The sequence below is a fragment of the Dactylococcopsis salina PCC 8305 genome (genome assembly GCF_000317615.1).
Taxonomy (GTDB): Bacteria; Cyanobacteriota; Cyanobacteriia; order Cyanobacteriales; family Rubidibacteraceae; genus Halothece; species Halothece salina.
Genome location: NC_019780.1, coordinates 3,618,605 through 3,643,847 on the forward strand (window position 1 = coordinate 3,618,605; position 25,243 = coordinate 3,643,847).

The 25,243-nt window shown below is 41.9% G+C and carries 25 protein-coding genes and 2 pseudogenes; 16 read left to right on the plus strand and 11 right to left on the minus strand.

From position 1 onward, the window contains the following. Positions 1–47: 47 nt before the first annotated feature. The gene (locus DACSA_RS17200; protein WP_015230963.1) at positions 48–1,628 is read right to left on the minus strand and encodes an NAD(P)H-quinone oxidoreductase subunit 4; all 1,581 of its coding nucleotides are present in this window, start codon (positions 1,626–1,628) and stop codon (positions 48–50) included. 83 nt (positions 1,629–1,711) lie between these two features. Next, positions 1,712–3,751: an NAD(P)H-quinone oxidoreductase subunit 5 gene (locus DACSA_RS17205; protein ID WP_015230964.1), complete on the minus strand. Its 2,040-nt coding sequence runs from the start codon at positions 3,749–3,751 to the stop codon at positions 1,712–1,714. Positions 3,752–4,580: 829 nt separating this feature from the next. Between DACSA_RS17205 and DACSA_RS17210 the strand changes: the two genes are divergently transcribed. Beyond that, a complete protein-coding gene (locus tag DACSA_RS17210) occupies positions 4,581–4,880 on the plus strand; it encodes a hypothetical protein (protein WP_015230965.1) in 300 nt (99 codons plus the stop codon). 12 nt (positions 4,881–4,892) lie between these two features. Here DACSA_RS17210 and DACSA_RS18435 read toward each other — a convergent pair whose 3' ends face one another. Then, positions 4,893–6,233, minus strand: coding sequence for an IS1/IS1595 family N-terminal zinc-binding domain-containing protein (locus DACSA_RS18435; RefSeq protein WP_015230966.1), 1,341 nt, complete (start codon positions 6,231–6,233; stop codon positions 4,893–4,895). 66 nt (positions 6,234–6,299) lie between these two features. Here DACSA_RS18435 and DACSA_RS17220 point away from each other — a divergent pair, with 66 nt between their 5' ends. Continuing rightward, entirely contained in the window at positions 6,300–7,808 is a 1,509-nt protein-coding gene (locus tag DACSA_RS17220; protein ID WP_015230967.1) for a UbiD family decarboxylase, read from the plus strand. Between the two features lie 452 nt (positions 7,809–8,260). Here the strand turns inward: DACSA_RS17220 and DACSA_RS17225 are convergent, their stop codons facing one another. Next, positions 8,261–9,382, minus strand: coding sequence for a site-2 protease family protein (locus tag DACSA_RS17225; RefSeq protein ID WP_015230968.1), 1,122 nt, complete (start codon positions 9,380–9,382; stop codon positions 8,261–8,263). A 219-nt stretch (positions 9,383–9,601) separates the two neighbouring features. Here DACSA_RS17225 and DACSA_RS17230 point away from each other — a divergent pair, with 219 nt between their 5' ends. The 3 genes from DACSA_RS17230 (at position 9,602) to DACSA_RS22340 (ending at position 10,432) form a co-directional block, all read left to right on the plus strand. Next, positions 9,602–9,790, plus strand: coding sequence for a CPXCG motif-containing cysteine-rich protein (locus DACSA_RS17230; protein WP_041235568.1), 189 nt, complete (start codon positions 9,602–9,604; stop codon positions 9,788–9,790). Continuing rightward, positions 9,790–10,140, plus strand: a complete 351-nt coding sequence (locus tag DACSA_RS17235) for a nucleoside triphosphate pyrophosphohydrolase (RefSeq protein WP_015230970.1) — start codon at positions 9,790–9,792, stop codon at positions 10,138–10,140. Before DACSA_RS17230 ends, DACSA_RS17235 begins: the two co-directional genes overlap by 1 nt. 70 nt (positions 10,141–10,210) lie before the next feature. Continuing rightward, a complete protein-coding gene (locus DACSA_RS22340) occupies positions 10,211–10,432 on the plus strand; it encodes a hypothetical protein (RefSeq protein ID WP_041235569.1) in 222 nt (73 codons plus the stop codon). On the opposite strand, the gene ruvC is transcribed toward DACSA_RS22340, so the two are convergent. Next, on the minus strand, positions 10,433–10,966 hold the full coding sequence (ruvC, locus tag DACSA_RS17245) for a crossover junction endodeoxyribonuclease RuvC (RefSeq protein WP_015230971.1): 534 nt from the start codon (positions 10,964–10,966) through the stop codon (positions 10,433–10,435). It lies immediately after the preceding gene. A 41-nt stretch (positions 10,967–11,007) separates the two neighbouring features. On the opposite strand from ruvC, the gene DACSA_RS17250 reads away from it, so the two are divergent. Continuing rightward, positions 11,008–11,205 carry a hypothetical protein gene (locus DACSA_RS17250; protein ID WP_041235570.1) on the plus strand — a complete coding sequence of 66 codons (198 nt, stop codon included), beginning with the start codon at positions 11,008–11,010 and terminating at the stop codon, positions 11,203–11,205. Between the two features lie 136 nt (positions 11,206–11,341). Here the strand turns inward: DACSA_RS17250 and DACSA_RS17255 are convergent. The 3 genes and pseudogenes from DACSA_RS17255 to DACSA_RS17265 form a co-directional block, all read right to left on the minus strand. Then, positions 11,342–11,599, minus strand: a pseudogene (locus DACSA_RS17255) (multicopper oxidase domain-containing protein); the annotation flags it as partial. A 68-nt stretch (positions 11,600–11,667) separates the two neighbouring features. Continuing rightward, on the minus strand, positions 11,668–12,297 hold the full coding sequence (locus DACSA_RS17260; protein WP_015230973.1) for an alpha-ketoglutarate-dependent dioxygenase AlkB family protein: 630 nt from the start codon (positions 12,295–12,297) through the stop codon (positions 11,668–11,670). Between the two features lie 5 nt (positions 12,298–12,302). After that, a complete protein-coding gene (locus DACSA_RS17265) occupies positions 12,303–12,896 on the minus strand; it encodes a molybdenum cofactor guanylyltransferase (protein WP_015230974.1) in 594 nt (197 codons plus the stop codon). Between the two features lie 71 nt (positions 12,897–12,967). Between DACSA_RS17265 and DACSA_RS17270 the strand changes: the two genes are divergently transcribed. The 4 genes and pseudogenes from DACSA_RS17270 to DACSA_RS17285 all read left to right on the plus strand — a co-directional run bounded on the left by DACSA_RS17270 (position 12,968) and on the right by DACSA_RS17285 (position 16,504). After that, positions 12,968–14,251, plus strand: coding sequence for an FAD-binding oxidoreductase (locus DACSA_RS17270; protein WP_015230975.1), 1,284 nt, complete (start codon positions 12,968–12,970; stop codon positions 14,249–14,251). Positions 14,252–14,394: 143 nt separating this feature from the next. Continuing rightward, positions 14,395–15,761: pseudogene (locus DACSA_RS17275) on the plus strand ((Fe-S)-binding protein). A gap of 79 nt (positions 15,762–15,840) precedes the next feature. Continuing rightward, positions 15,841–16,089: an AbrB/MazE/SpoVT family DNA-binding domain-containing protein gene (locus DACSA_RS17280; RefSeq protein ID WP_015230976.1), complete on the plus strand. Its 249-nt coding sequence runs from the start codon at positions 15,841–15,843 to the stop codon at positions 16,087–16,089. A gap of 4 nt (positions 16,090–16,093) precedes the next feature. Beyond that, a complete protein-coding gene (locus tag DACSA_RS17285) occupies positions 16,094–16,504 on the plus strand; it encodes a type II toxin-antitoxin system death-on-curing family toxin (RefSeq protein WP_015230977.1) in 411 nt (136 codons plus the stop codon). Here the strand turns inward: DACSA_RS17285 and ilvN are convergent. Continuing rightward, positions 16,488–17,018, minus strand: a complete 531-nt coding sequence (ilvN, locus tag DACSA_RS17290) for an acetolactate synthase small subunit (RefSeq protein ID WP_015230978.1) — start codon at positions 17,016–17,018, stop codon at positions 16,488–16,490. The genes DACSA_RS17285 and ilvN overlap by 17 nt on opposite strands. A 133-nt stretch (positions 17,019–17,151) precedes the next feature. Between ilvN and DACSA_RS17295 the strand changes: the two genes are divergently transcribed. The 4 genes from DACSA_RS17295 (at position 17,152) to DACSA_RS17310 (ending at position 20,575) form a co-directional block, all read left to right on the plus strand. Continuing rightward, positions 17,152–17,385 carry a DNA-directed RNA polymerase subunit omega gene (locus DACSA_RS17295; protein ID WP_015230979.1) on the plus strand — a complete coding sequence of 78 codons (234 nt, stop codon included), beginning with the start codon at positions 17,152–17,154 and terminating at the stop codon, positions 17,383–17,385. A gap of 113 nt (positions 17,386–17,498) precedes the next feature. Continuing rightward, a complete protein-coding gene (locus DACSA_RS17300; protein ID WP_015230980.1) occupies positions 17,499–17,747 on the plus strand; it encodes a NifU family protein in 249 nt (82 codons plus the stop codon). A 227-nt stretch (positions 17,748–17,974) separates the two neighbouring features. Beyond that, the gene (locus DACSA_RS17305) at positions 17,975–19,489 is read left to right on the plus strand and encodes a site-2 protease family protein (RefSeq protein ID WP_015230981.1); all 1,515 of its coding nucleotides are present in this window, start codon (positions 17,975–17,977) and stop codon (positions 19,487–19,489) included. 123 nt (positions 19,490–19,612) lie between these two features. Further along, positions 19,613–20,575, plus strand: coding sequence for a ribonuclease Z (locus DACSA_RS17310; RefSeq protein ID WP_015230982.1), 963 nt, complete (start codon positions 19,613–19,615; stop codon positions 20,573–20,575). A gap of 447 nt (positions 20,576–21,022) precedes the next feature. Here DACSA_RS17310 and DACSA_RS17315 read toward each other — a convergent pair whose 3' ends face one another. After that, complete coding sequence (locus DACSA_RS17315; RefSeq protein WP_015230983.1) at positions 21,023–21,985, minus strand: J domain-containing protein; 963 nt, start codon at positions 21,983–21,985, stop codon at positions 21,023–21,025. 86 nt (positions 21,986–22,071) lie between these two features. Then, positions 22,072–22,905 carry an inositol monophosphatase family protein gene (locus DACSA_RS17320; RefSeq protein ID WP_015230984.1) on the minus strand — a complete coding sequence of 278 codons (834 nt, stop codon included), beginning with the start codon at positions 22,903–22,905 and terminating at the stop codon, positions 22,072–22,074. 376 nt (positions 22,906–23,281) lie between these two features. Here DACSA_RS17320 and atpD point away from each other — a divergent pair, with 376 nt between their 5' ends. After that, complete coding sequence (gene atpD / locus DACSA_RS17325; protein ID WP_015230985.1) at positions 23,282–24,736, plus strand: F0F1 ATP synthase subunit beta; 1,455 nt, start codon at positions 23,282–23,284, stop codon at positions 24,734–24,736. A gap of 84 nt (positions 24,737–24,820) precedes the next feature. Further along, the gene (gene atpC, locus DACSA_RS17330) at positions 24,821–25,237 is read left to right on the plus strand and encodes an ATP synthase F1 subunit epsilon (protein WP_015230986.1); all 417 of its coding nucleotides are present in this window, start codon (positions 24,821–24,823) and stop codon (positions 25,235–25,237) included. The last annotated feature ends 6 nt before the right edge of the window (positions 25,238–25,243 follow it).

The window sequence follows — 25,243 nt, forward strand, 5'->3', positions numbered from 1 at the left end:
TCCCTCCAAGGTTAGCGGAATTATTCAAGTCCGTAATTCCTGTGGGATTACTTCAACTTCGGAGCAGTTAGAGAAAGCAGAGAAGGATCAGCTTGAGCCACATCAGAGGGTTTTACTAAAGAAGGAACAGAATTCCGCAATCGATCGGTGTAGGCGATCGTTGTCGAATCATACACTTGTGTGAGAATCTTCGGATAGAAGCCAATGCCAATAATTGGAATCAGCAAACAAGCAATAATAAACACTTCTCGCGGTTCTGCATCCACCAAAACTTCGTGGGAAACTAACTCTTGGTTTTCTTTACCATAGAAAATTTCTCGTAACATCGAGAGGAGATAAATCGGAGTGAGAATCACACCCACCGCAGCTAAAAACACCACCAATACCTTAAACGTCGTGTTGTAAGCATCACTGGTGGAAAAGCCGATAAATATCATCACTTCGGCAACAAAACCACTCATCCCTGGTAAGGCAAGAGACGCGAGAGAACAAGTGGTAAACATGGCAAAAATTTTCTGCATCTTCTGCCCAACACCGCCCATCTCATCTAACATTAGGGTATGAGTGCGGTCATAAGTTGCCCCCACTAAAAAGAAAAGACTTGCTCCAATTAAGCCGTGAGACACCATTTGTAACACAGCGCCACTTAAACCTAAATTGGTAAACGAACCGATACCAATTAAAACAAACCCCATGTGGGAAATCGAAGAATAGGCAATTTTTCGTTTCAGATTACGTTGAGCAAAGGAAGTCAACGCCGCATAAATAATATTCACCACCCCTAAAATCACCAACGCTGGGGCAAAATAAGCATGAGCATCGGGCAACATTCCTGCATTCATGCGAATCAAAGCATAGCCGCCCATTTTTAAGAGAATCCCAGCGAGTAACATATGCACAGGTGCAGTTGCTTCGCCGTGAGCATCAGGAAGCCAAGTATGGAGGGGGAAAATCGGTAACTTCACCGCATAAGCAATGAAGAAGCCCGCATAAAGCCAGAGTTGGAAATTGAGAGCGATATCTTTATCGGCTAACGCTCTCATGTCAAAGGTGACGGTATCCCCGTAAAACGCCATGGTTAAACCCGCAACGAGAATAAAGAGTGATCCGCCTGCGGTGTAAAGGATGAATTTAGTCGCGGCATAGAGGCGTTTTTTTCCTCCCCAAATTGACAGCAGTAAATAAACTGGGATTAACTCTAATTCCCACACGAGGAAGAATAACAACATATCTTGGACAGCGAAGACAGCAATTTGTCCGCCGTACATGGCAAGAATTAGGAAATAAAAGAGTTTGGGTTTCAAACTTACGGGCCAAGCGGCTAAAATGGCGAGGGTGGTAATAAAGCCCGTGAGAACGATTAAAGGCATGGAAATGCCATCAGCGCCCACTGACCAATTTAAGTCCAGTTGGGGAATCCAACTATAACTTTCTACCAGTTGTAAGTTGGGGTTAGAGAAGTCATAGTCGAGATAGAATCCCGCAATGATAAAGGCAAAATTGATTAAGCCAATTACCAGCGCATACCAACGCACTTGTTTCCCGTCTTTGTCGGGAATAAACGGGATAAAGAAAGAGGCAATTAAGGGAAAGAGGATAACCGTAGTTAGCCAAGGAAATTGTGTCATAGTTGCAAAAAGTTAAGTGTTACTCTCAGATTTATTTTGATCTCGATCGAAGCATTCCCCCAGTAATTGGGGGATTAAAGTGATTAAGCGACACTAAAAACAATCACAAAGCCTAATACTGCCCCAAAAACAATTAAGGCGTAAAATTGGGCGCGACCATTTTCAAAGTATTTCAGCCCTTCACCGCTGATAATCGCCATTAAACCAGTGAGGTTAACAGCACCATCAACGACGCGGTAATCTACTTCTAAAACTTGTCTGGCGACACGACGACTTCCTTTAACAAAGATGTTGTTAAAAAGTTCGTCAAAGTACCATTTGTTGAGAGAGAAGCGGTAGAGAGAAGGGAATTTTTGCGCGATCGCGCTGGGGTCGATTTTTTTGCTTTGATACATCAAAGAAGCAACGGTAATGCCAATGAGAGCGATTCCCACGGAGTTTCCCGCCATAATCAAAAATTCCGACCATTCAAACGCCGCCATCATTTCTTGGACTTCTTCTAGGGTTTCTCCTGGCGCAAACACAAACTCCTCAAAGAAGTTTTCCCAGGGTTTACCCAACCAACCGATCGCGATCGAAGGAATCGCTAAAATTACTAAGGGTAAGGTCATGCTGACAGGGGATTCGTGAGGCGTGTCACTGTGATGATGTTCCTCTTCTTCCTGTTCCGATTCTAATTCGCGGGTATCCATCGCACCCGGACCAAACGCAGGTTTTAGGGAATCCAAAATCGACTGATCATTGCCTCGAAACTGCCCCTCAAAGGTAATAAAATACATTCGGAACATATAAAAAGCAGTTAAACCCGCCGTTAACCAGCCGATAAACCATAAAGCAGGATTGGCACTAAAAGCAACAGAGAGAATCTCATCTTTTGACCAAAAACCAGCAAAAGGAGGAATCCCACAGATGGCGAGAGTTCCCACGAGAAAAGTTAAAGAGGTAATTGGCATATATTTCCGTAAACCACCCATCAAGCGCATATCTTGGGCGAGTGCTGGATTATGACCGACCACTTCTTCCATGCCATGAATCACAGAACCAGAACAGAGGAATAACATCGCCTTGAAGAAAGCATGAGTCATCAGGTGAAACAGCCCTGCGGTGTAACCGCCGACGCCCATCGCCATTACCATATAACCTAATTGGGAAATGGTAGAGTATGCTAATCCTTTTTTAATATCATTTTGGGTAAGCGCGATCGTTGCGCCCAAAAACGCAGTAAACGCACCCGTCCAAGCAATAATCGTCATTACCGACGGTAAATTCTCAAATACGGGATACATCCGCGCAATTAAGAAAACTCCCGCAGCGACCATCGTGGCGGCGTGAATTAAAGCAGAAATCGGCGTTGGGCCCTCCATCGCATCGGGTAGCCACACATGAAGGGGAAACTGTGCAGATTTTGCCACCGGACCCAAGAATACTAACACCCCAAACAAGGAAGCGAGACTCGCACCGATAACGCCAGATTCCACTAGGGTTTCTAATTGGACTCCCATTTCGGAAAACTCAAACGTTCCCGTTGCCCAATATAACCCCAACATTCCCAGCAGGAAGCCAAAGTCACCGACACGGTTAACCACAAACGCTTTCTGACAAGCATCGGCGGCAGCTTTTCGATCGTACCAGAATCCGATGAGGAGATAGGAAGCCATTCCCACCAACTCCCAGAAAATATAAACTTGCACTAAGTTGGGACTAATCACTAAGCCCAACATCGAAGAAGCAAACAAACTTAAATAAGCGTAAAAGCGCACATAACCCGCATCATGTGCCATATAGCCATCGGTATAGATCATCACCAGAAACGCCACTGTTGTCACCACCGCTAACATGACAGTGGTTAAATGGTCGATGGTGTAACCCATGGTGAGTTTAAAATCTCCTGCTGCCGCCCATTCAAAGGTATTCAGGAACGCTTCATGTCCATTAATCTGACTCCATAGCAGCGCAAAGGATAACCCCATGGTCACTCCCATCAAAGAGACGATAAAAATAGCGACAGGTTGACGTAAACGACTGGTGGCTTGGTTAAATGAGATTAACCCGACTCCCACAATCATTGCACCAACGAGAGGGATAACAGGGATTAGCCAAGCATATTGATATAGTTGTTCCATATAAGTTGAGACTAGGAATAAGTTACTAATTACACTCTAGTTAATCGATGACAGGGCATGATTGCCACTGTCTTAAGAAAGACTGAGTGCAAATACCGTTAACAATTGTGACATATTCGGTTGACCTTCTAGAGTGAATGTAGTTGTTCACCTCTCCCACCCCCCAGCTTGCTGTAGGTTGGGTGAAATGAAATGAAACCCAACATCAATTAGCCGTAGTTTGCCCCCCAACCCCCCAATTCTGGGGGGCTTTTCTTCGGTGGGGTGAAATGAAATGAAACCCAACATTAGACCGTAGGTTGCCCCCCAACCCCCCAATTCTGGCAGGGCTGTTTCATTATGAATGAAATCAAGGGAGGTAGGGAGATGGGGGAGACAAGGGAGACAAGGGAGATGGGGGAGATTTCAGGACTCTTTTTTCTTATGAATTAGTCAAAAAGTAAGAAAAAGGCTTCGATCGAACGTACCGTAAGAGGTTCAGGCGATCGAGCGAAGCTCGGTGCGCGGAGCGCAATCGCTGCCAATTTTGACCCCGAGAATGAAACAGCCCCCCCCCAATTCTGGGGGGCTTTTCTTCGGTGGGGTGAAATGAAATCAAACCCAACATTAGACCGTAGGTTGGGTGAAATGAAATGAAACCCAACATTAGACCGTAGGTTGCCCCCCAACCCCCCAATTCTGGGGGGCTTTTCTTCGGTGGGGTGAAGTCAAATGAAATCAAATCCAACATTAATTAGTTATCAATTATGTACATCGCACGTCTATCATGGTGGCGAAAAGCGCGATCGATTTGTCAAAGTAAGGAAAGATCAAAATTAGGAGGGCAAACATGGAGAAGGAAGAACAATCTGCACCAGTTTGGGAATACAAAGTCATTCACCTCAACATTAAAAATACAGAAGCCCCAGACGCTGAAGCCGCCAGTACCGCAACCAAAGGAACATTTAGCCCTGAGTTTCTCAAACAAGAATTTCCAGACATTTACAGTACAAAAACCGCTTCTAATCATCCAGCCCGTCAATTACAAGAGGCTTTAAATAAGTTAGGAAAAGAAGGTTGGGAATTATTTGAAATTTCTCAAGTCGGCGCCTTAAAGATGATGTTTTTTAAGCGGTTGAAACAAGAATAGAATGACTCATTCCTAATCTATAATTACCACATGATAAATTTTACCAATTTTTTTCAACTTAAATTCCTTAGAAGATTCGAGAAATTTTGTAAACGTTCCCGTGATTTTTATCGCTTTCATTACATCAGAAACTGACTGACCATAATACTCCTTAAAATCACCGCCAAGAGTTGTTATTGGAACAGAATGACTCCCGTTTTTGCGATGAAAAATATTCAGGATTTCCCATAATACCTTTTCTAGTTCAATGCGGTTCGTTATTTTTTTTGAACAAGTGGTTTTTGACTTGGCTTTTGCTCTTTTATTGATTGCTCCGTCAGTAATATTCTTTTGCTTTAATAATTGAGGATCACTGGCTAAAAAGTCAGTAATATTTTTCCCTAAATCTAATTCTTGGACAATTTGATTAACCGTGATGCCAAACTTTTTTTGGAAAGCATTAGAAATCGTGGAAGCTGTTACTTTCTTATGACGAGAACTATTTTTGATCTCTTCAATGATCTGCTCGATCGCGCTTTTCAAGGATTCCGAATCAGTAATCTGATCCCTAGAAGTGGGAACTTTTCCATTAACAGATGTCTCCAAATCAGGAGAAAACTCCTCAACAATTAACGATGATTCTTGTTTTTTCTCCGTTTTCTGTGCAAAGGTTTTCCGATTACTTAATAACTCCTCTAACTGTGATAATTCCTGAATTTTAGCGTTAACCGATTCTCGTTCTTGTTCAATCAACTGTTCCAACTTAGTAATCAACTCTTTCGGATCAGGAATTTCTTGACTTAAATCCAAAGAATAAGCATAAACCTCTCCCGTCTTCCGATTTTCGATTTCTAAAAGTTTATTTTGACGACGCACTCGCCACACTCGTAAATTCTGACTCAGTAACTCATTAGATAAATTCGTCAGTAGCCAATCAGAAGAACAAACAAACACTTCCTCAACTTTTGGATAATGAATCCGAATCGCCGCCCCTAACGTCATCATTCTCGCATCCGCACTATTTTTTCCCCCAGGAACATGAACTAAAAAATATCCCCTTTCATAAAGTTCAATATCCTGTTTTATAACCGCTTTCTCACTCCAATTGGCAAACGCAAGTTTAACTTGTATCGGATAACTTGCTATACTTTGTAAATAGTCTTCTGCGGAAGTATCAAGTTTCAAATTTTCTAAATCGAGAAGAATAATACTAATGCCGTCTTGAGATTCTTCCACCGATGGCGCGAAAGATTCGGTCTTACTTTTTACCTCTAAAAACTGCCGTCCACAGTCCTTACATAAATAACGTTGTCTATTTTTAACCCGTCCATTTTTACGATAATTTTGACCGTAACATTGAGGACACTTCTGCATTACATTAATCATTCAATCAGTTGACAAATACTATCATAGAGAAAGAACCCAATACATTTTGTAATCATGGCGCGAGACTTACAAGAATTTATCAAACAAGTTGACAAAAGAGGACAACTGCGACGCATTACCGTTCCCGTTGATCCAGAATTAGAAATTACCGAAATCTCCAACCGAATGTTAAAAGCGGGAGGACCCGCACTCCTCTTTGAAAATGTTAAAGGAGCATCCTATCCAGTGGCAATTAATCTCATGGGAACGTTAGAACGGGTATGTTGGGCGATGAACATGGAACATCCCGAAGAATTAGAAACATTAGGAAAGAAGTTAGGGATGCTTCAACAGCCAAAACCACCGAAAAAAGTCTCGCAAGCGATCGAGTTTGGAAAATTACTCCTTGATGTGGCAAAGGCAAAACCTGGACGCGATTTTTTCCCTCCTTGTCAAGAAGTGATAGAAAAAGGAGAAGACGTTGATCTCAATCGGCTTCCCTTACTGCGTCCTTATCCCGAAGATGCTGGCAAAATTATCACCCTCGGTTTAGTGATTACTAAAGATGTAGAAACGGGTACGCCCAATGTCGGCGTATATCGCCTACAACTCCAGTCTAAAAATACAATGACCGTTCATTGGTTATCGGTGCGAGGAGGGGCAAGACATTTACGGAAAGCGGCGGAAAATGGTAAAAAATTGGAAGTTGCGATCGCCCTCGGTGTTGATCCATTAATCATCATGGCAGCCGCCACTCCCATCCCAGTTGATCTTTCCGAATGGTTATTCGCTGGACTCTACGGCGGTTCTGGGGTCAAACTAGCAAACTGTAAAACCGTTGACTTGCAAGTTCCAGCCGATTCAGAATTTGTTTTAGAAGGAACAATCACCCCTGGGGAAGTCTTACCAGACGGCCCGTTTGGCGACCACATGGGTTATTATGGCGGCGTGGAAGACTCTCCCCTAATTCGCTTTCAATGCGTCACTCACCGCAAAAATCCCGTTTATCTGACCACCTTTAGCGGTCGTCCCCCGAAAGAAGAAGCAATTCTCGCCATTGCCTTAAACCGCATTTACACCCCCATTTTACGGCAACAGGTGTCAGAAATTACAGACTTTTTCCTCCCGATGGAGGCTTTGAGTTATAAAGCCGCGATTATCTCCATCAAAAAAGCATATCCAGGACACGCTAAACGGTCAGCGCTGGCGTTTTGGAGTGCTTTACCACAATTTACTTACACAAAATTTGTGATTGTCGTTGATGAAAGTATTAATATCCGTGATCCTCGGGAAGTGGTGTGGGCGATTTCTTCTAAGGTTGATCCATCCAGAGATGTGTTTATCCTCCCAGAAACTCCCTTCGACAGTTTAGATTTTGCCAGCGAGAAAATCGGTTTAGGAGGAAGAATGGGAATTGATGCGACCACAAAGATTCCTCCCGAAACTGATCACGAATGGGGAAAACCCCTCGAATCTGATCCTGAAATGGCGAAAACAGTTGATCAACGTTGGGAGGAATATGGACTCGCTGACATTAATTTGGAAGAAGTGAATGCGAGTTTATTCGGTTACGATCTCCATTAATTTTTTTACAGATTGTAGGTTGTAGGTTGGGTGGAGTTTACGAAACCCAACATCAATTAGTCATTAGTCATTGGTCATTGGTCATTGGTCATTGGTCATTGGTCATTAGAAAACAAAGGACAAAGGACGAAAGACAAAGGACAAAAACGTAGGTTGGGTGGAGGTAACGAAACCCAACACCAATCAGTGACCAGTTCAGCAGTTACCAGTATTTCTCAAACTTAAAAAGACTAATCGATTATTAATTCAGTGACCAGTGATCACTGATCACTGTAAGATAAGGTTCAGGCAATTGTTTATAATTGGTGTTGTGTTGGGTTTCGCTTCGCTTCACCCAACCTACATTTTTGTCCTTTGTCTCATTAAAAGGTACACTGCCATCAGCTTTTACATAGGTAAAAATATAGGTTAGGTGGATAAAATCAAGCCCAACCCAACCATTCCTTGAAAAACTAAGCCGCTTTTAATTCCTCTTTATGTTCCTCTAAAAAGTTAGCGATTCCTGATTTTTCCACTAAACCAAAAACGACTCCGTTGTCACCAATAACAGCGACTTCGCTTTCTTTATTTTTCTCAAACATCATCACTACTTCTAAAAGAGTTTGTTTTGGTTTTACCGAATTAACTTGTTGCGGCTTCGTTAATTCACGAACACTTTTTTCTGTCCATTCTGAAGTAGGGATAATCTTCAAGTCATCTACATTTAATTGACCAATTAACTTCCCTTCTTCATCGGTTACTAAAAATTTACTCCATTGTCCTTTACCAATAACATACTCATTGACAAACTCTCGAATGTTTAAATCAGCAGCAATAACAGGACTGTTTTTGCTGACGGCTTCTTCTGCGGTAAAACGACTTAGCTTATCTTGAATAGTCGCCGACTGCGCCGATCGACCCGCATTTTGTAATAAGAAAAATCCAATTAATGCTGTCCATAAACTGCCAAATTGAGTCACGCCAAAGACAGAAAGAACTCCCAGCGCGATCGCACTCCAGCCAATAAATTGACCGACAATGCTGGCAATAAAAATGCCCCGATATTGATTCCCCGTAATCTTCCAGACGATCGATTTCAGAACATTTCCGCCGTCTAAAGGTAAGCCTGGAATCATGTTAAATAAAGCGAGAATTAAATTCACTGTTGCGAGTAAACCCACCACTGCGGAAAGCGGTTGCGACAGGGGAAGACTAACTTCCAAGAAGGTGAATACACCAAACAGAATTAAACTAACGACTGGCCCAGCGATGGCGACAGAAAATGCTTCTCCTGGGGTTTTAGAATCTTCTTCTAAACTTGCTAAACCGCCAAAAATAAATAGGGTAATCGAGTTAACTGTAATCCCTTGTTTAATAGCAACAAAACTGTGTCCTAATTCGTGTGCTAAAACCGAAGAAAATAGGAGTAAAGCGGCGACTAATCCTAATAGCCAGGGAGTAACACCCACCAGTTGCGGAAAGTTTTGTAACTGGCTACCATAAACCCAAGTAACAAGGGCAAGGACTAAAAACCAAGAAGGATTAACATAAAATGGGATGCCAAATAAATTTCCAACACGAATATTATTATTCATAACTGACTCTTTGCTTTTTGATTGAGTTAACTACAGTGTAACGAAATATTAAACACGAAGACCTTAAACCTTTGGGGTAAAAGCCGTATTCGTCCGTTCGGTTGTCTTGTGAAAATGATGGGATTCTCATTGAGTTTCTATCAAAAGATAGAGGCATCATTTCATTAAAACCGTCTCATCTTCTTACTAATCTATCTTAAATCAGAGTAAAAATCCATGATGGAAAATACATCTCAGTTTGTTTGTGCTTTTTGTGGGGAAAAGAATCCCACTTTTGTTGATATTGGTGCGGGAAATTCACAAAGTTATGTGGAGGATTGTCAGGTGTGTTGTAATCCCAATGTTTTATATATTGAAATTGATGAAGACACTTTAGACGTTAATATCGAAACGGATTGTGAAAGTTAATGAAACAAAATCATAATAAATTGGTGCGCGATCGGATTCCTGAAATCATTAAAAACTCAGGGAATCAATGTGAAATCTCGATTTTATCCACAGCAGAATATCAAGTTTCCTTACGAGAAAAAGTAATCGAAGAAGCGAGAGAAGTGGCGGCTGCTTCTTCTTCAGAAGAGTTAGTTAAAGAGATTGCTGATTTATATGAAGTGATTGATGCTTTAGTGACAGTCATGGAAATAGATAAGGCGGCAATTATTCGGAAACAAAAACAACGACGAGAAGAAAGGGGAGGGTTTCAAAAAAGAATTAAATTGATTTCTACTTCCTTCACTCCTTATAGCATTTTTGAAAAGTAAAGTTACAATAAATCCCCCCTAACCCCCCCCAGGGCTGTTTCATTCTTTTAAAATTAAGGGAGGTAGGGAGATGGGGGAGACAAGGGAGACAAGGGAGATGGGGGAGATTTCAGACAAAAATGTAGGTTGGGTGGAGGTAACGAAACCCAACTTTAAGATGAGCGATCGCAGCACTGCCACTGTCATTAACCAAGTCGAAGTCTCCCATTTCTCCCTTGTCTCCCTTGTCTCCCTCTCTGTTCCCTGTTCCCCTGCTTTAACCAAGATATTGTACTTTTTCACGAGGAACTAATTAACGACAATGCCAAGCCGTTACAGCTACTGCTAAAGCATCCGCCGCATCATCAGGTTTAGGAATACAAGTCAAATTTAACTCATGGGTGATGGCGGTTTGAACTTCCTGTTTATCAGCTTTCCCATAACCTGTAATCGTTTGTTTAACTTGTGGTGGACTAAACTCGACATACGGTAATTCAGCTTGTCCTAACACTAACAAAACAATTCCTCTGGCTTGAGCAACGTTGATGGTGTTTCCCATACGATAGAAAAATAGTTTTTCAATGGCAACGAGATCAGGTTGAAATTCAGCAACAACATGATGTAAGTCTTCGTAAATTGTCGCCAATCTTTTTTCTATGGGTTGTTTAGAAGATGTTTCAATGACTCCAAAGTCGATTAGTTGTAGAGAGTCTTCTTTTAATTGCTGATAGTCTTGAAGTTTTTTGCTTTTTGTTGATGTTTCCCTAGTGCTTTCAGAAGCCGTGATACATCCAAAGCCAAAAGTTGCGAGTCCAGGATCAAGTCCAAGAATGGTTAATGAGGTCATAACCTGATTTTATCGCGCTACGCGCAGTTGCAAGAGGTTTTGTGGCTACGGCGCGAGAGTTACTCTACAACAATGCAGGAGAAATGGTGAAAATGAACCCAGAGGCATATACGGAGCTTTCGACAAGAGTAGGACAAATTTCTGCGGCTTGGCCCACGATTATGCCTCCTGAGCAACCCGTTTACAGTGCTGAGGAAGTGATGGAAATGGCTGAGGAAATTAAGCAGATGATGAATTGATACCAATTTAAAAAGTAGATGTTACATCTTGTAGGGGTTGCAAGGCAAACCCTACTACTACTTTAGGGGTTGCAAGGCAAACCCTACTCTATAACTTGGAAGTGACCTAAACACCCTTTTTCTGCGATCCAGTCTTGATATGGCAGTGGTAAAGATGGACACCGTAAGGCTTCGCGTCAAATTCATAAATCACTTGCTGATCGTGACGCACCGATCGAACCCCGTCTTCGGAAGCAGGATGAATGCCATGAAAATGAACTGTATGAAATCTTCCGCCTTGATTGTTGAAGATCACACGCACTCGATCGCCACTTTTTGCCCTTAATGTGGGACTTGGAACTCGATCGTTGTAACTCCAAGTACGAAAGGAAACAACTGTATTCAGTAGAAATGTAGGTTGGGTGAAGGTAACGAAACCCAACATAAATTAGTTTACAATTCATTTGGGATTGATATAGTAAGCTAAGGATAAATTACACGAAAGGTTAAATTGATACGAGGGAAAACCGTTTTTTTCGTTTTTGGAATTTGATGATACCAGTAGCTTTGAGTTTCTCCTTTCATTAATAGAAAATCACCATTTCCTAAATTCAAATCATACTTTTGCGACTCTGTTTTATCTCTAGATTTAAAGCTAAATCGTCGCTTTCCACCGAAACTAACTGAACCAATAACTGGATTTTTACCTAATTCTTTCTCATCATCACTATGCCACGCTACGCCATCGTTTCCATCCCGATAAAAGTTTAAAAGAACACTATTAAATTTAACATTAGCAATGGTTTCAATTTTGTGTTTAATTAATAATAGCGTTTCTGTCCATGATTCAGGATTCATGGTGATTCCAGAATAGGTGTAGGAATATCCGCGATCGCCATACCATGCGGTTAAGCGAGGAACAGGATTTTCTTTGCCATAGATTTTGATGTATTCCTGTTGCCAATTGATTTCTTGTTTTAACTTCTCAAAAATGTTGTCACTGGTAACAGAATCTAAAAACTGCGGATAGAATTTTATATCACTATGAGGCAGATTTATCTGTTGGTAGTTCGTTTTATTTTCTTCGGGAAATAAGGAGATTTGATCGGACATAATCGCTAGATTTGCTCTAAGTCTTCAGGGGTGTTACAGTTAAATAATGTCGCTCGATCGCGCACGGTTAATTCTTTTACGCAATGCTGATTTAAAAACCCTTGAAACGATCGCTCTCCAGTGGCTAAATAAGCAGCAAACAACGCCTTACATTGTCGATGATAAAAACCAGCAAGAGGCTGCCAAATGGGAGGAGATTTCGCCACCAATGCGACTTGATCTTTACCCATAGAATCCAGTTGTTGACACCAAAATTCTAACTCAGTTCTGGTTAGTTTGGGTAAATCACAAGCTAACACCAAAACCCACTCGGTTTGCACTTGTTGTAACCCTTGATATAATCCCACTAAAGCACCATGAGGTGAGGTTTCTTCTGCTGAATAGGTTTCTGGAATGATTTGACAACTATTCGGAATAATCTCCTGGTATCTTTCCCGCCAAGGCGTGACAATATAAACTTGAGAGGTGACAGTTTGCGCTAACTCGCAAGTGCGTTTAAGAAGTGGTATCCCTGAAATGGGAATCAGTGCTTTATCTTCCCCCATGCGACGGCTGTATCCTCCCGCGAGGATGATTGTACTCAGATCGTCTTTAATCATAATTGATTATTTATAGTTCATCACTGATAATTAGAGAGTAACCGATTCATTGTTCATTTTTTACTCTCGTTATGGATCAAAATTCTAGCGCGATCGAGCGTTCTTTCCAGTCTTTAATCACATCTCAACAAGTAGAATATCAGTCCCAATGGCAACCGTCGTCACAGCTTCCAGTTAAGCCTCTTATGATTCCCAACAGCGAAAAGACATTAGGAGAAGTGGTTTCGATCGCGCAACAAAATCACTACTCGATCATTCCTTGTGGCAATCATAGCAAAGTAACATGGGCAGGACTTCCCAGTGATTTCGGCTTTTACCTAAGCACTCGCCACATCAACCAAATTATTGATCATGCAGTGGGAGACTTAACCGTTACCGCCCAAGCTGGAATTACTCTTGCCCAACTCCAACACCAGCTTAAACAATATAATCAGTTTCTGCCCATCGATCCAGCATACCCTGAAACCGCAACACTTGGGGGTATTGTCGCCACTGCCGATACAGGAAGCTGGCGCGAGCGTTATGGTGGAGTTAGAGACTTACTCATTGGTCTCTCTTTTGTCCGTGCCGATGGAGAAATTGCGAAAGCAGGGGGGCGTGTGGTTAAAAATGTTGCAGGATACGACTTAATGAAGCTATTCACAGGCTCTTATGGCACATTAGGAATAATCACACAAGTTACCTTTCGCACCTATCCTCTTCCTCCTGCTGCCGCCACTGTGATTTTAACTGGAGAAAATGCAAACATCACGCAAGCGGCGCAGATACTTCGTAACTCCACTTTAACTCCCACTCGCGCTGATTTATTATCGCCTTTTGTCCTCAAAAAACTCAATCTCGGAAACGGTTGCGGTTTAATTGTTCGTTTTGAAACTATTGTTGAAAGCATCGAAAAACAAATTGAACAACTAACCGTAATTTCTCAGTCATTATCGCTAGAAATAACTCGTTTTGAACAGGATAATGAAGAATTATTATGGGATCAATTGAAATCTTTGACTGTGACTTCTCCTGAAACTAACCCAATTATCTGTAAAATCGGCTTTTTACCCACTGCTACGGATCAGTTTTTCCGTCAGTTGCCCGATCGAAGTTACGCTATCATTCATAATAAGAGTGGTTTAGGAAAACTGGTTTTTCTACAAGATAATCCTATATCAGACATTCAAAAAATGCGTCAATTTTGTGAACAAAATCAAGGCTTTCTCACCATTTTAGAAGCCTCAAACACCCTTAAAAAAGAAATTGATTCTTGGGGATATTCAGGAAATGCTTTAACTCTCATGCAAAAAATTAAGGAACAGTTTGATCCGCAAAATCAATTTAACCCGAATCGTTTTGTTGGCGGAATTTAAATTTAATTTAAGCATCATTCTGGTATTAAGGGGAAAGCGCGATCGCATCTTCCAAATTTTACTTAAAAACTTGATTTATAAAAACCTCCATTACTAGGGACAATAACATTTCTATCTTAAACCCAATAAAATTCTAGATAATTATGACAGAAAAAGAAGCAAACCTAGATAACTTTATCAAACCAACAATTGGTTTCGACGAGAAAAAACCACCGCAACCCGACTTAGTTGATGACTGTGTTCACTGTGGTTTTTGTTTATCCACTTGTCCCAGTTATCGTGTGATTGGGAAAGAAATGGACTCACCACGAGGACGCATTTATTTAATGGATGCAATTAATAAAGGAGAAGCCAACTTAGATCAAGCAACCGTCCAACATTTTGATTCTTGTTTAGGTTGTCTCGCTTGTGTTACCACTTGTCCTTCTGATGTTCAATATGACAAACTAATTGCAGCCACTCGTCCCCAAGTCGAAAGAAATTATCCTCGCAATATTTTCGATCGAATTTACCGTCAATTAATTTTTAGTTTCTTTCCTTATCCTAACCGTCTGCGTCCCCTCTTAATTCCCCTGTTAATCTATCAGAAATTAGGACTACAAACCTTAGTCCGAAAAACAAAACTCCTGAAAAAAATCTCTCCTCGTCTTGCCTCAATGGAGTCCATTTTACCAGAAATTACAGCGCAATCCTTCCAAGATAAATTTCCTGATGTTATTCCCGCACAAGGAAAAAACGGTATCGAGTAGGAGTCATTTTAGGCTGTGTTCAACGTCTCTTTTTCTCCCCTGTAAATGAAGCAACGGTGAGAGTTTTAACCGCGAATGGTTGCGAAGTCGTTATCCCGAAAACTCAGGGCTGTTGTGCCGCTTTACCCGCGCACCAAGGACAAGAAAAACAAGCGCAAAGTTTAGCGAAACAAATGATAGATAGTTTTGCTGAAACTGATGTTGATTTTATTATTATTAACGCCGCTGGTTGTGGACATACTCTGAAAGAATATGGACATATTTTAGAAGATGATCCAGAGTATAAAGAAAAAGCAGAAGCCTTTGTAAAAAAAGTCAAAGATATCCAAGAGTTTCTCGCAGCAGTGGGATTAACCGCAAAACTTTCTCCCTTACAAGATGAACCATTAGACTTAGTTTATCAAGATGCTTGTCACCTGTTACATGGACAACAAATTAGTTTGCAACCGCGACAATTATTAAAAGAAATTCCAGGAGTAAAATTACATGAACCCATTGACGCTGCTTTGTGTTGTGGTAGTGCCGGGGTTTATAATATGTTACAGCCCCAAGTTGCCGAAGAATTGGGAGATAAAAAGGCAAATAATCTCTTAAATACTGGTGCGAAAATGATTGTTTCTTCTAACCCTGGTTGTTCTTTACAGATTAAAAAACATCTGGAACAAAAAGGAAAAGAGATGCCACTTTTCCATCCCATGCAACTTTTAGATTATTCCATTCAAGGGGTAAAGTTAAATCAGCCAGTGACCAGTGACCAGTGACCATTGATCAGTGACCAGTTACCAGTGATAAATAACGAATAACAAATAACGAATAACAAATAACGAATATAATAGTATTATGAAACGTTCTGTGGAAAAGCTAATGATTAAGTTAGAAGTGACAAAACTGGGAGACTCAGTGGGAGTAATTTTCCCAAAGCAATTGCTGGATAAACTTAAAATTAATCAAGGCAATTCTCTCTATGCTGTTGAAACTAAAAACGGTGTTGAACTGAAATCTTACGATCCTGAGTTGATTAAGCAAATGGAAATTGCAGAAGAAATCATGTCAGAAGACGAAGATGTTTTAAAAAAGTTAGCTGAATAAAACGGTGTCGGAAATTATTTGGATTAGAAAGGAAACAGTTTTAGCAATTCATCGTCGCCAAATCGAACAACATGGGGGAGTAGAAGGAATTCGGGATCAAGGGTTGCTAGAAAGCGCACTCTTTCGACCTAAAAATTTATTTGCTTATTCTGAATTCTCTCCTGATTTTGCTTCTTTAGCCGCCGCTTATGCTTGGGGTTTGGTTAAAAATCATCCCTTTTTTGATGGCAACAAAAGAACATCCTATGTTGTTACTCGCACTTTTCTACAACTCAACAGCTATGATTTGCAAGCCTCTGATGAGGAAAAGTATCAAATTTGGATTGAATTGGCTGCCAGTCAATTTTCAGAAACAGAATTAGGAGACTGGCTGAGACAAAACATTTCTTTCGTTGGGATTACTGATGACTGTTGACGGTTTCCACGAGCTTGAGATATTCTGTATTAACGCCAGAATCACGAACTAAGGTGATCTTACCTGTGCGAGCAATTTCTCGAATCCCAAACTTATGAAGCATTTTAATAATGGCGACCATTTTGCCTGGATCACCGACAACTTCTAAGGTCAGTGTATCTTCGGAAATATCTACTACACGCGCGCGGAAAACTTGTGCCAATTCAATTACTTCGGCGCGTCCTGATGCGGTTGCATTGACTTTAATCAACATCAGTTCCCGTTCGACACAGGGAAGTTGAGTGACATCTTGCACTTTTAGAACGTTAATTAACTTGTAGAGTTGTTTGGTTAACTGCTCGATCGTGCGATCGTCCCCTGGGACGACCATGGTAATGCGAGAAATGCCTTCTTTTTCGGCTGGTCCAACGGCAAGACTTTCAATATTGTAGCCTCGTCGCGCAAACAAACCAGCAATACGGGTGAGTACCCCTGCTTCGTCTTCAACTAAAACGGATAAGGTATGTTTGAGCATCGATCGCGCTTCTTAAGGAATAGGTTAAATTGTGAATAACTATCATAGCAAGAAGTTTCCCCGGTTCGATCGAACGTCATCAAAAATTAAATAAGCTATGGTGATAGAGGCAATCACTTATTGTAATTCAAGAATGTATAAACACTCCTCTTTTAACTCTGATGAAATCGTCCAACGTGCGGAACAGTTGATGAATGCGGCTTCTAACCGCTATCGAATTACCGTACAAGTCGCCAAACGAGCAAAACGTTATCGTAATGAGGAAAAAAACCAAGACCCTTTAGAAGACCCTTTGATGACCCCTCCCATTCGCGCCATCATTGAAATGTCCGATGAATTAACTCAACCCGAAATTATCGGCGAGTAAATTAAACCTCTCTCCCTCCATCAGATTCTAACCAAAAACGGTTGTTTTCAATGTAATGAGCAAGCACGATAAAATATAAGGAAAACATACCGATTAACAAAAAAAGGTAGATTATGGCTGATACAAAACTCGCCCTCACTCCAGAAAACGTTGAGAAAGTTCTCGATGATCTTCGTCCCTATCTCATGGCTGATGGAGGGAATGTTGACCTCGTAGAAATTGAAGGACCGATCGTCAAACTGAAATTACAAGGAGCTTGTGGTTCTTGTCCCAGTTCCGCGATGACCCTCAAAATGGGAATTGAACGTCGTCTGCGAGAATTTATCCCTGAAATTGCAGAAGTCGAACAAGTTTTAAACTAATACCATTTTGAATAATTAGTGCTACAAATTGACTACTTAAGCCCCCCTTAATTAAGGGGGGTTTGGGGGGATCGACTGTTACCTGATTTTTTAAAGATGGTATAACTAACGTCTCGATCGTCTTCCACTCCTTTCTCTGTTTCTGATTCCAATTAGAGAAGGGAGTGGTGAACTTATGGGATGATAACAAACACTTATATGAATCAGATTAAAAATAATAATTAGTAATGTTAAATAACTCTGAAACTCTCGCCACCAGCGCAATTATACTGATCGCCGTTGCCATATTGGTTTGGGGATTTAACCGCGCTCGACCTTATGGAAAAATTGGCATCCTCTCCTGGTTACAATCAGTCGTCTTGATGGCGCCCTGGTTGTTATTTTTCGGTTTATTTGCCGCCGGAATCTATCTTAACTTGGTGGGAGTTTTATTGTTGTTGTTAACTTCCACAGGAATTTATATCTATCTCGGAAACCGTCTTCGCGCCGCTGGTCAAGATGTGATGTTGCGCCAACAAGCAAACGAACGGTTACAAGATAAACAAGCGTTGGACGATCATCCAGAACCTGACAATAATCAACAAGGAGAAACCCCAGAAGCGGAAACCAACACCAACCGACCTCCCATTCCCGAAGAAGACTTAAAAACCATTCAAAGTTTATTTGGAATTGATACATTTTTCAGCACGGAAACTATTCCCTATCAAGATGGAGCAATTTTCAAAGGAAATCTACGGGCTGATCCCGAAAAAGTCTATGAACAACTTACCAATAAACTTAAACAAAAACTAGGGGAAAAGTATCGTCTCTTTTTAGTGGAAGGGCCAGAAAATAAACCAGTGGTGATTGTATTACCCAGTACCAATGATCCGCAACCCAGCACCACCACCGAACAAGTCTTAGCCGTTGTCTTGATGATCGTCACGGCGGTGAGCAGTGTTGAAGCATTTAGTTTATTGTTGGGATTCGATTTATTTAGTAATTTAGAACGATTCCGAGAAGCCGTTCCCTTCGCTTTGGGATTAGGAATTATTTTAGGCGCCCATGAGGTCGGTCATCGTGTCATCGCCCAACGTTACGGGGTTCGTTTGAGTTTACCTTTCTTTATTCCCAGTTTACAAATTGGCTCGTTTGGTGGGATTACTCGCATTGAGTCGTTATTACCTTCTCGTAGTATTCTATTTGAGTTAGCTTTAGCTGGTCCGGCGGTGGGTGGATTAGTTTCTTTGTTGATGTTGGTGGTGGGTTTAGTTTTATCGCAGCCAGGAAGTTTATTTCAAGTTCCCACCCAGTTTTTTCAAGGCTCGATTTTAGTCGGCACGTTGGCGAAAATTGTTTTGGGAAGTCAACTAGAAGCATCAATTGTGGATGTTCATCCTTTAACGGTAATGGGTTGGTTGGGTTTAGTGATTACCGCGCTTAATTTAATGCCTGCTGGTCAATTGGATGGGGGAAGGATTGTACAAGCGATTTATGGACGGAAAACGGCTCGTAGAACCACTGTTGCGACGCTGATTGTCTTAGGAATTGTCGCCATTACGAACCCCAGTAATCCGATTCCTTTATATTGGGGGATTTTGATTCTGTTTTTACAACGAAGTTTAGAACGTCCCAGTCTTAATGAGTTAACTGAACCAGACGATGCGAGAGCGGCGCTAGGATTGTTAGCATTATTCTTGATGTTGGCGACCTTAATTCCTCTCAGTCCTGGTTTAGCGGGTAAGCTCGGTATTGGAATCTAGTTATTGCCTATCAAAGGTAGGTTGGGTGAAATCAGTTACCAGTGACCAGTTATTAGTTATAAGTGACCGGTTAACCAATAACGAACAACAAACAACAAATAACCAATAACCAATAACAAAACTGTGGAAATTACTTTCTTAGGAACAAGCTCCGGTGTCCCCACTCGATCGCGCAATGTTTCCAGTGTTGCGCTCCGTCTTCCTCAAAAGTCGGAAATCTGGCTGTTTGACTGTGGAGAAGGGACACAACATCAGTTGATGCGTAGTGATCTCAAATCTTCTCAAATTCGCCGTATTTTTATTACTCATATGCACGGCGATCATATTTTTGGTTTAATGGGATTACTCGCTAGTACGGGTTTAGCAGGTGCGAAAGGACAAGTTGATCTTTATGGTCATCCCGATTTGAAAGATTATCTGAACGCCTGTATCCGCTACTCTCACACCCATTTTGCGAATCGTATCCAAGTCCATGCTGTTGAACCTGGAGTGGTCTTTGAAGATGAACAATTTACGGTTAGTTGTAATCCGCTTAAACATCGTATCCCTGCGTTTGGGTACGCGGTGACGGAAAAAGATCGTCCGGGACGTTTTAATGTGGAGAAAGCAAAAGCGTTGGGGATTCCGCCAGGTCCGATTTATGGCAGACTGAAAAAAGGGGAAACGATCGCGCTGGAGAATGGTCGTCGCGTTTCGGGAAAAGACCTTTGTGATCCTGATGAGTCGGGTCGGAAGTTTGTGTATTGTACGGATACGGTTTTTACAGAGAATGCGATCGCCCTCGCGGAAAATGCGGATGTTTTGATTCACGAGGCAACTTTTGCCCATCAAGATGCAGAAATGGCGTTCGATCGATTACATTCGACCTCGACAATGGCAGCGCAAGTGGCTTTAGCCGCACAAGTCAAACAACTGATTATGACTCATTTTAGTCCCCGTTACGCCCCTGGCAATCCGTTACAGTTACATAATTTATTAGAGGAAGCGCAAGCCATTTTTCCCAATACTTGTTTAGCTTATGATTTTATGGAATACGAAATTCCTCGTCATCAAACTCAACCAAAATCTCTCGCTCGATCGAGTTAATTTCCCTTAATATAAAACGTAGGTTGGGTGGAGTTTACGAAACCCAACACCAATCAGTGACTAAACCTTTGTTGTTGGGTTACGTTTTCTCTTCACCGAACCTACCGTGATTGTTGGGTTGCGTTTTCTCTTCACCCAATTTATACCATGCGTGAATAATTGGCGCTACACACCAACTCATTGTTCCCCCCTTTCAAAGGGGGGTTAGGGGGGATTTACTGTAACTTGACTTTTCCAAAATGGTATTACCTTTGTTGTTGGGTTACGTTTTCTCTTCACCGAACCTACCGTGATTGTTGGGTTACGTTTTCTCTTCACCGAACCTACCGTGATTGTTGGGTTGCGCTTCTCTTCACCGAACCTACCGTGATTGTTGGGTTACGCTTCTCTTCACCGAACCTACCGTGATTGTTGGGTTACGTTTTCTCTTCACCCAACCTACCGTGATTAATTGTTCTTTTTCCCAAAAAGTCCGCCAAATAATCCGCCTCGACGATTTGATTGATTTCCAGAACCACTATCTGTTCCTTTTCCTTGTTCAATGAGTTTCGCTAAAACTTGTTTTCCTTCTAATGCCATTTTATTTTTCGGATCAAGTTGTAGCGCTTTATTAATATGAACTTTTGCCATTCCTAATTGACTTTGTTTAACATACGCTAATCCTAAAAGCGTGTGCGCTTGACTATTTTTTGGATCAAGTTGTAGCGCTTCTCGCAATTCCATAATTGCTTTAGTATAATCTTCTTTATTAATGAGTTGTTGTCCTCGACGCAGATAAGGCTCGACATATTTAGCAAGTTTATCTTGTGGAGAAGTTTGCTCCTCAGTTGCTTTTTCTGATTGATTAATTTCTGTCTTTTCTTGAGTCGTTTTAGCACTTTTTCCCGAATTAACGGTTGTTTTCTTCGGTTGAACAATTTTCTTTTTTAATCCTAAATAAACTAGATTAAATTCACTAATTAAAGCAATTCTCCGTAAAGTTTTATCGAGTTCTTTATATTCTTTTTTAGCGATCGATGCTAAGTATTTTTTATAGAGTGATTCGAGATTCCCACTGGTTGCTGCTTCAGCTAACTGTTGAGCTACTTTACTTTTAATTCTAGGTTTTCCCTGCGAAACAATACGCTCTCTAATTTGCCTTAAAAGTAATAAATGTTCTTGACGAGCCGCTTCATCTTTCACTAAATTCTCATAAGATGGATTCACTAATTGAGACAACAATTGATCCGCTAAATCTTCCTCTTCTTGGGTGTTTAAATCCCTAACATCAGGAAAAAGGATATGATTAATTTTCAGATACCGCTTCCGAATTTCTTCAGGAGATGCACCAATGGGAACACCTAAAATTGCATGATAATCAGTGAGGCTAAATTGAAATAGTCCACATTTAATCGGTGGAATTTTTAGCATCGGACACTCCTACTATTTTTAAGACAACAAATTAAGACAATAAAATCTAAGAATTTTCGAGTGATATCTGGGGAACTTTCTCCCTTTTAAAGAATTTGCTCCGAGGTGAAGTTTTCGAGAGAAGGGGTTTGACTCAAGGCGAGACTCAACTGATTATGGAGAACTGAGTTCGTCGCAATAATTCTTCCTGTGGCTAAATTAACCTTATTTCCATCATAAGCACTAATTTTCCCTCCCGCTTCTTCGACTAAAATCATTCCTGCTGCCATATCCCAAGGCGATAAACCGCGTTCCCAGTAACCATCAACTCGCCCACTGGCGACGGCGGCTAAATCTAAAGCGGCTGATCCCCCACGACGCACTCCTTGTGTCAGATGGGTTAGATAACAAAATTCGGCATAGTTATTATCTCTTGTTGTACGTCGATCGTAAGCGAAACCTGTTACTAATAAACTCTGATCGAGATTAGGAGTAGAAGAAACCTGAATTGAGCGACGGTTACAAGTTGCACCGCATCCCCTCGCCGCCCGAAAAAGCTCATCTCGATCGGGGTCGTAAATCACTCCTACTTCTGGTGTTCCGTCAATCAAGAGAGCAATGGAAACCGCATAAACGGGATATTGGTGAGCATAATTCGTCGTTCCATCTAAGGGGTCGATCGCCCAGAGATATTTCCCTTCTGCGTTTCCCGATTGTCCCGATTCTTCCGCAAGAATACTATGATCAGGAAAATGACGCTGGATGATTTCTAAAATCACCGCTTCCGAAGCGCGATCGGCATTAGTGACTAAATCCCCCGATCGTCCCTTTTCCTCCACTGCGCTGAGATTTCCCCAATAAGAGCGTAACACCGCCCCCGCACTGAGAGCCGCTTCCGTTGCAATTTCCAAATAATGTTTGAGTTGATAAGTAGTTTCCACGAAAAATAATAATTAAGAATTACATCATTGCCTTCACATTTTAAACCGATCGAGAGATATTCCCGTAAGCCCCCCAATATAGCAGTTCTCTATCTTATGTAAAAAGTTGACTCATGGAAGCCCCCCACACTTGGGGGGTTTGGGGGGCAATCAAATTTACAATTCATTTGGGATTGCTATAGTTCATCAACATGATAGAATCTCCTAGAGGATTTTGGGATTAAGTCATTCCTACTCGTCCCAAGGCGAAGCCAGGGAGGAAAGTCTAAAAACGGTAACAAGCATTAAACCCATCATGCAGTAACTGTGTCGAAAGTCCCAAATTCCCATACAGTAGATAAAGATAGTAAATTAATAGAAACAAGGCTTGTCAAGCATGGTTAGCACTACAACAAAAACAAGCGTCGGTCGGATCGTGCAGGTGATTGGTCCGGTGGTTGACGTGGAATTTCCCACAGGGGAATTACCTGAGATTTATAACGCTTTACGCATTGAAGGCAAAAATCAGGCTGGAAACGATGTCGCTGTTACTTGCGAAGTGCAACAACTCCTCGGCGATCGAGTGGTGCGCTCAGTTGCCATGAGTGGAACAGATGGCTTAGTTCGTGGCATGGATGCTGTTGATACGGGTGCGCCGATCAGCGTTCCCGTTGGTAAAGCAACACTGGGACGGATTTTCAACGTTTTAGGTGAACCCGTTGATCAAAAAGGACCCGTCAATTCTGACGACCAATTCCCCATTCACCGTCCCATTCCCCAACTAACCGATCTCGAAACAAAACCCTCCATTTTTGAAACTGGCATTAAAGTCATTGACCTCATCGCCCCCTATCGACGCGGTGGGAAAACAGGTTTATTTGGTGGTGCTGGTGTGGGTAAAACCGTGATCATCATGGAGTTAATTAACAACATTGCTAAAGCTCATGGCGGTGTGTCGGTGTTTGGCGGTGTGGGAGAACGCACCCGCGAAGGAAACGACCTTTACAGTGAAATGGTCGATTCTAATGTGATTAACGCCGACGACTTAACTCAGTCGAAAGTGGCTCTGGTTTACGGTCAAATGAATGAACCACCCGGTGCAAGAATGCGAGTGGGTTTAACCGCGCTGACTATGGCAGAATACTTCCGTGATATCGGTAAACAAGACGTGCTACTCTTTGTTGATAACATTTTCCGCTTTGTACAAGCGGGGATGGAAGTATCGGCGCTGTTAGGACGGATGCCCTCGGCGGTGGGATATCAGCCTACTCTCGGCACGGACATGGGAGATTTACAAGAACGGATTACTTCCACCAAAGAAGGTTCGATTACCTCCATTCAAGCGGTTTACGTTCCTGCGGATGACTTGACTGACCCCGCACCAGCGACCACGTTTGCTCACTTGGATGCAACAACGGTACTGTCACGGGCGTTAGCGTCAAAAGGAATTTATCCTGCGGTTGATCCCCTTGATTCGAGTTCGACGATGCTCCAACCCGACATCGTTGGGGATGAACATTATGATACCGCTCGTGAGGTACAAGCGACGTTACAGCGTTATAAAGAGTTGCAAGATATTATTGCGATTCTTGGTTTGGATGAGTTGTCGGAAGAAGACCGCTTAACTGTTGACCGCGCTCGTAAAATTGAACGTTTCTTGTCCCAGCCTTTCTTTGTGGCGGAAATCTTTACTGGCGCACCTGGAAAATATGTCACCCTTGAGGAGACGATTAAAGGTTTCCAACGCATTCTTTCTGGAGAATTAGATGATCTTCCTGAACAAGCCTTCTATTTAGTCGGTAATATCGAGGAAGCGATCGAAAAAGCCCAGAAAATGAAAGAAGAGCAGTAATCACAGCGAGACATTCTGGGAAATGGAGGGGACTGCTCCCCCTCTCCCCAGACAGTAAATTTCTCAATCAGTTGATTAAATAATATGAGTTTAAATGTGCGTGTCATTACTCCAGACAATACGGTCTGGGATTCAGCAGCGGAAGAGGTGGTTTTACCGAGTACCACTGGACAATTAGGAATTTTAAGTGGTCACGCTCCTCTGTTGAGTGCGTTGGATATTGGCGTAATGCGGTTACGTCCCCAAAAAGATTGGCTCAGTATTGCCGTTGCTGGCGGCTTTGCAGAGGTGGAAGAAAATCAAGTGACGATCTTAGTCAATAGTGCAGAACGGGGCGATAATATCAACTCGGAAAAGGCTCGTGAAACTTACGAGGAAGCAAAAACTCGTTTGGAAAAGGCTCAAGGAAGTGATAACCGCCAAGAGATTATTCAGGCGACTCAAAGTCTGAAGAAAGCTCGATCGCGCTTACAAGCCGCAACGGGAAAAGCACCCGATTAAACAGTG

Coding starts and splice junctions, on each gene's coding strand:
- DACSA_RS17270 (WP_015230975.1), top strand. CDS start 12,968: ATGGATCAAAATTCTAGCGCGATCGAGCGTTCTTTCCAGTCTTTAATC.
- DACSA_RS17260 (WP_015230973.1), bottom strand. CDS start 12,297: ATGTCCGATCAAATCTCCTTATTTCCCGAAGAAAATAAAACGAACTAC.
- DACSA_RS17280 (WP_015230976.1), top strand. CDS start 15,841: ATGAAACGTTCTGTGGAAAAGCTAATGATTAAGTTAGAAGTGACAAAA.
- DACSA_RS17205 (WP_015230964.1), bottom strand. CDS start 3,751: ATGGAACAACTATATCAATATGCTTGGCTAATCCCTGTTATCCCTCTC.
- DACSA_RS17230 (WP_041235568.1), top strand. CDS start 9,602: ATGGAAAATACATCTCAGTTTGTTTGTGCTTTTTGTGGGGAAAAGAAT.
- DACSA_RS17305 (WP_015230981.1), top strand. CDS start 17,975: ATGTTAAATAACTCTGAAACTCTCGCCACCAGCGCAATTATACTGATC.
- DACSA_RS17265 (WP_015230974.1), bottom strand. CDS start 12,896: ATGATTAAAGACGATCTGAGTACAATCATCCTCGCGGGAGGATACAGC.
- ruvC (WP_015230971.1), bottom strand. CDS start 10,966: ATGACCTCATTAACCATTCTTGGACTTGATCCTGGACTCGCAACTTTT.
- DACSA_RS17235 (WP_015230970.1), top strand. CDS start 9,790: ATGAAACAAAATCATAATAAATTGGTGCGCGATCGGATTCCTGAAATC.
- DACSA_RS18435 (WP_015230966.1), bottom strand. CDS start 6,233: ATGCAGAAGTGTCCTCAATGTTACGGTCAAAATTATCGTAAAAATGGA.
- DACSA_RS17315 (WP_015230983.1), bottom strand. CDS start 21,985: ATGCTAAAAATTCCACCGATTAAATGTGGACTATTTCAATTTAGCCTC.
- ilvN (WP_015230978.1), bottom strand. CDS start 17,018: ATGCTCAAACATACCTTATCCGTTTTAGTTGAAGACGAAGCAGGGGTA.
- DACSA_RS17225 (WP_015230968.1), bottom strand. CDS start 9,382: ATGAATAATAATATTCGTGTTGGAAATTTATTTGGCATCCCATTTTAT.
- DACSA_RS17220 (WP_015230967.1), top strand. CDS start 6,300: ATGGCGCGAGACTTACAAGAATTTATCAAACAAGTTGACAAAAGAGGA.
- DACSA_RS17200 (WP_015230963.1), bottom strand. CDS start 1,628: ATGACACAATTTCCTTGGCTAACTACGGTTATCCTCTTTCCCTTAATT.
- atpD (WP_015230985.1), top strand. CDS start 23,282: ATGGTTAGCACTACAACAAAAACAAGCGTCGGTCGGATCGTGCAGGTG.
- DACSA_RS17300 (WP_015230980.1), top strand. CDS start 17,499: ATGGCTGATACAAAACTCGCCCTCACTCCAGAAAACGTTGAGAAAGTT.
- DACSA_RS17210 (WP_015230965.1), top strand. CDS start 4,581: ATGGAGAAGGAAGAACAATCTGCACCAGTTTGGGAATACAAAGTCATT.
- atpC (WP_015230986.1), top strand. CDS start 24,821: ATGAGTTTAAATGTGCGTGTCATTACTCCAGACAATACGGTCTGGGAT.
- DACSA_RS22340 (WP_041235569.1), top strand. CDS start 10,211: ATGGGGGAGACAAGGGAGACAAGGGAGATGGGGGAGATTTCAGACAAA.
- DACSA_RS17295 (WP_015230979.1), top strand. CDS start 17,152: ATGTATAAACACTCCTCTTTTAACTCTGATGAAATCGTCCAACGTGCG.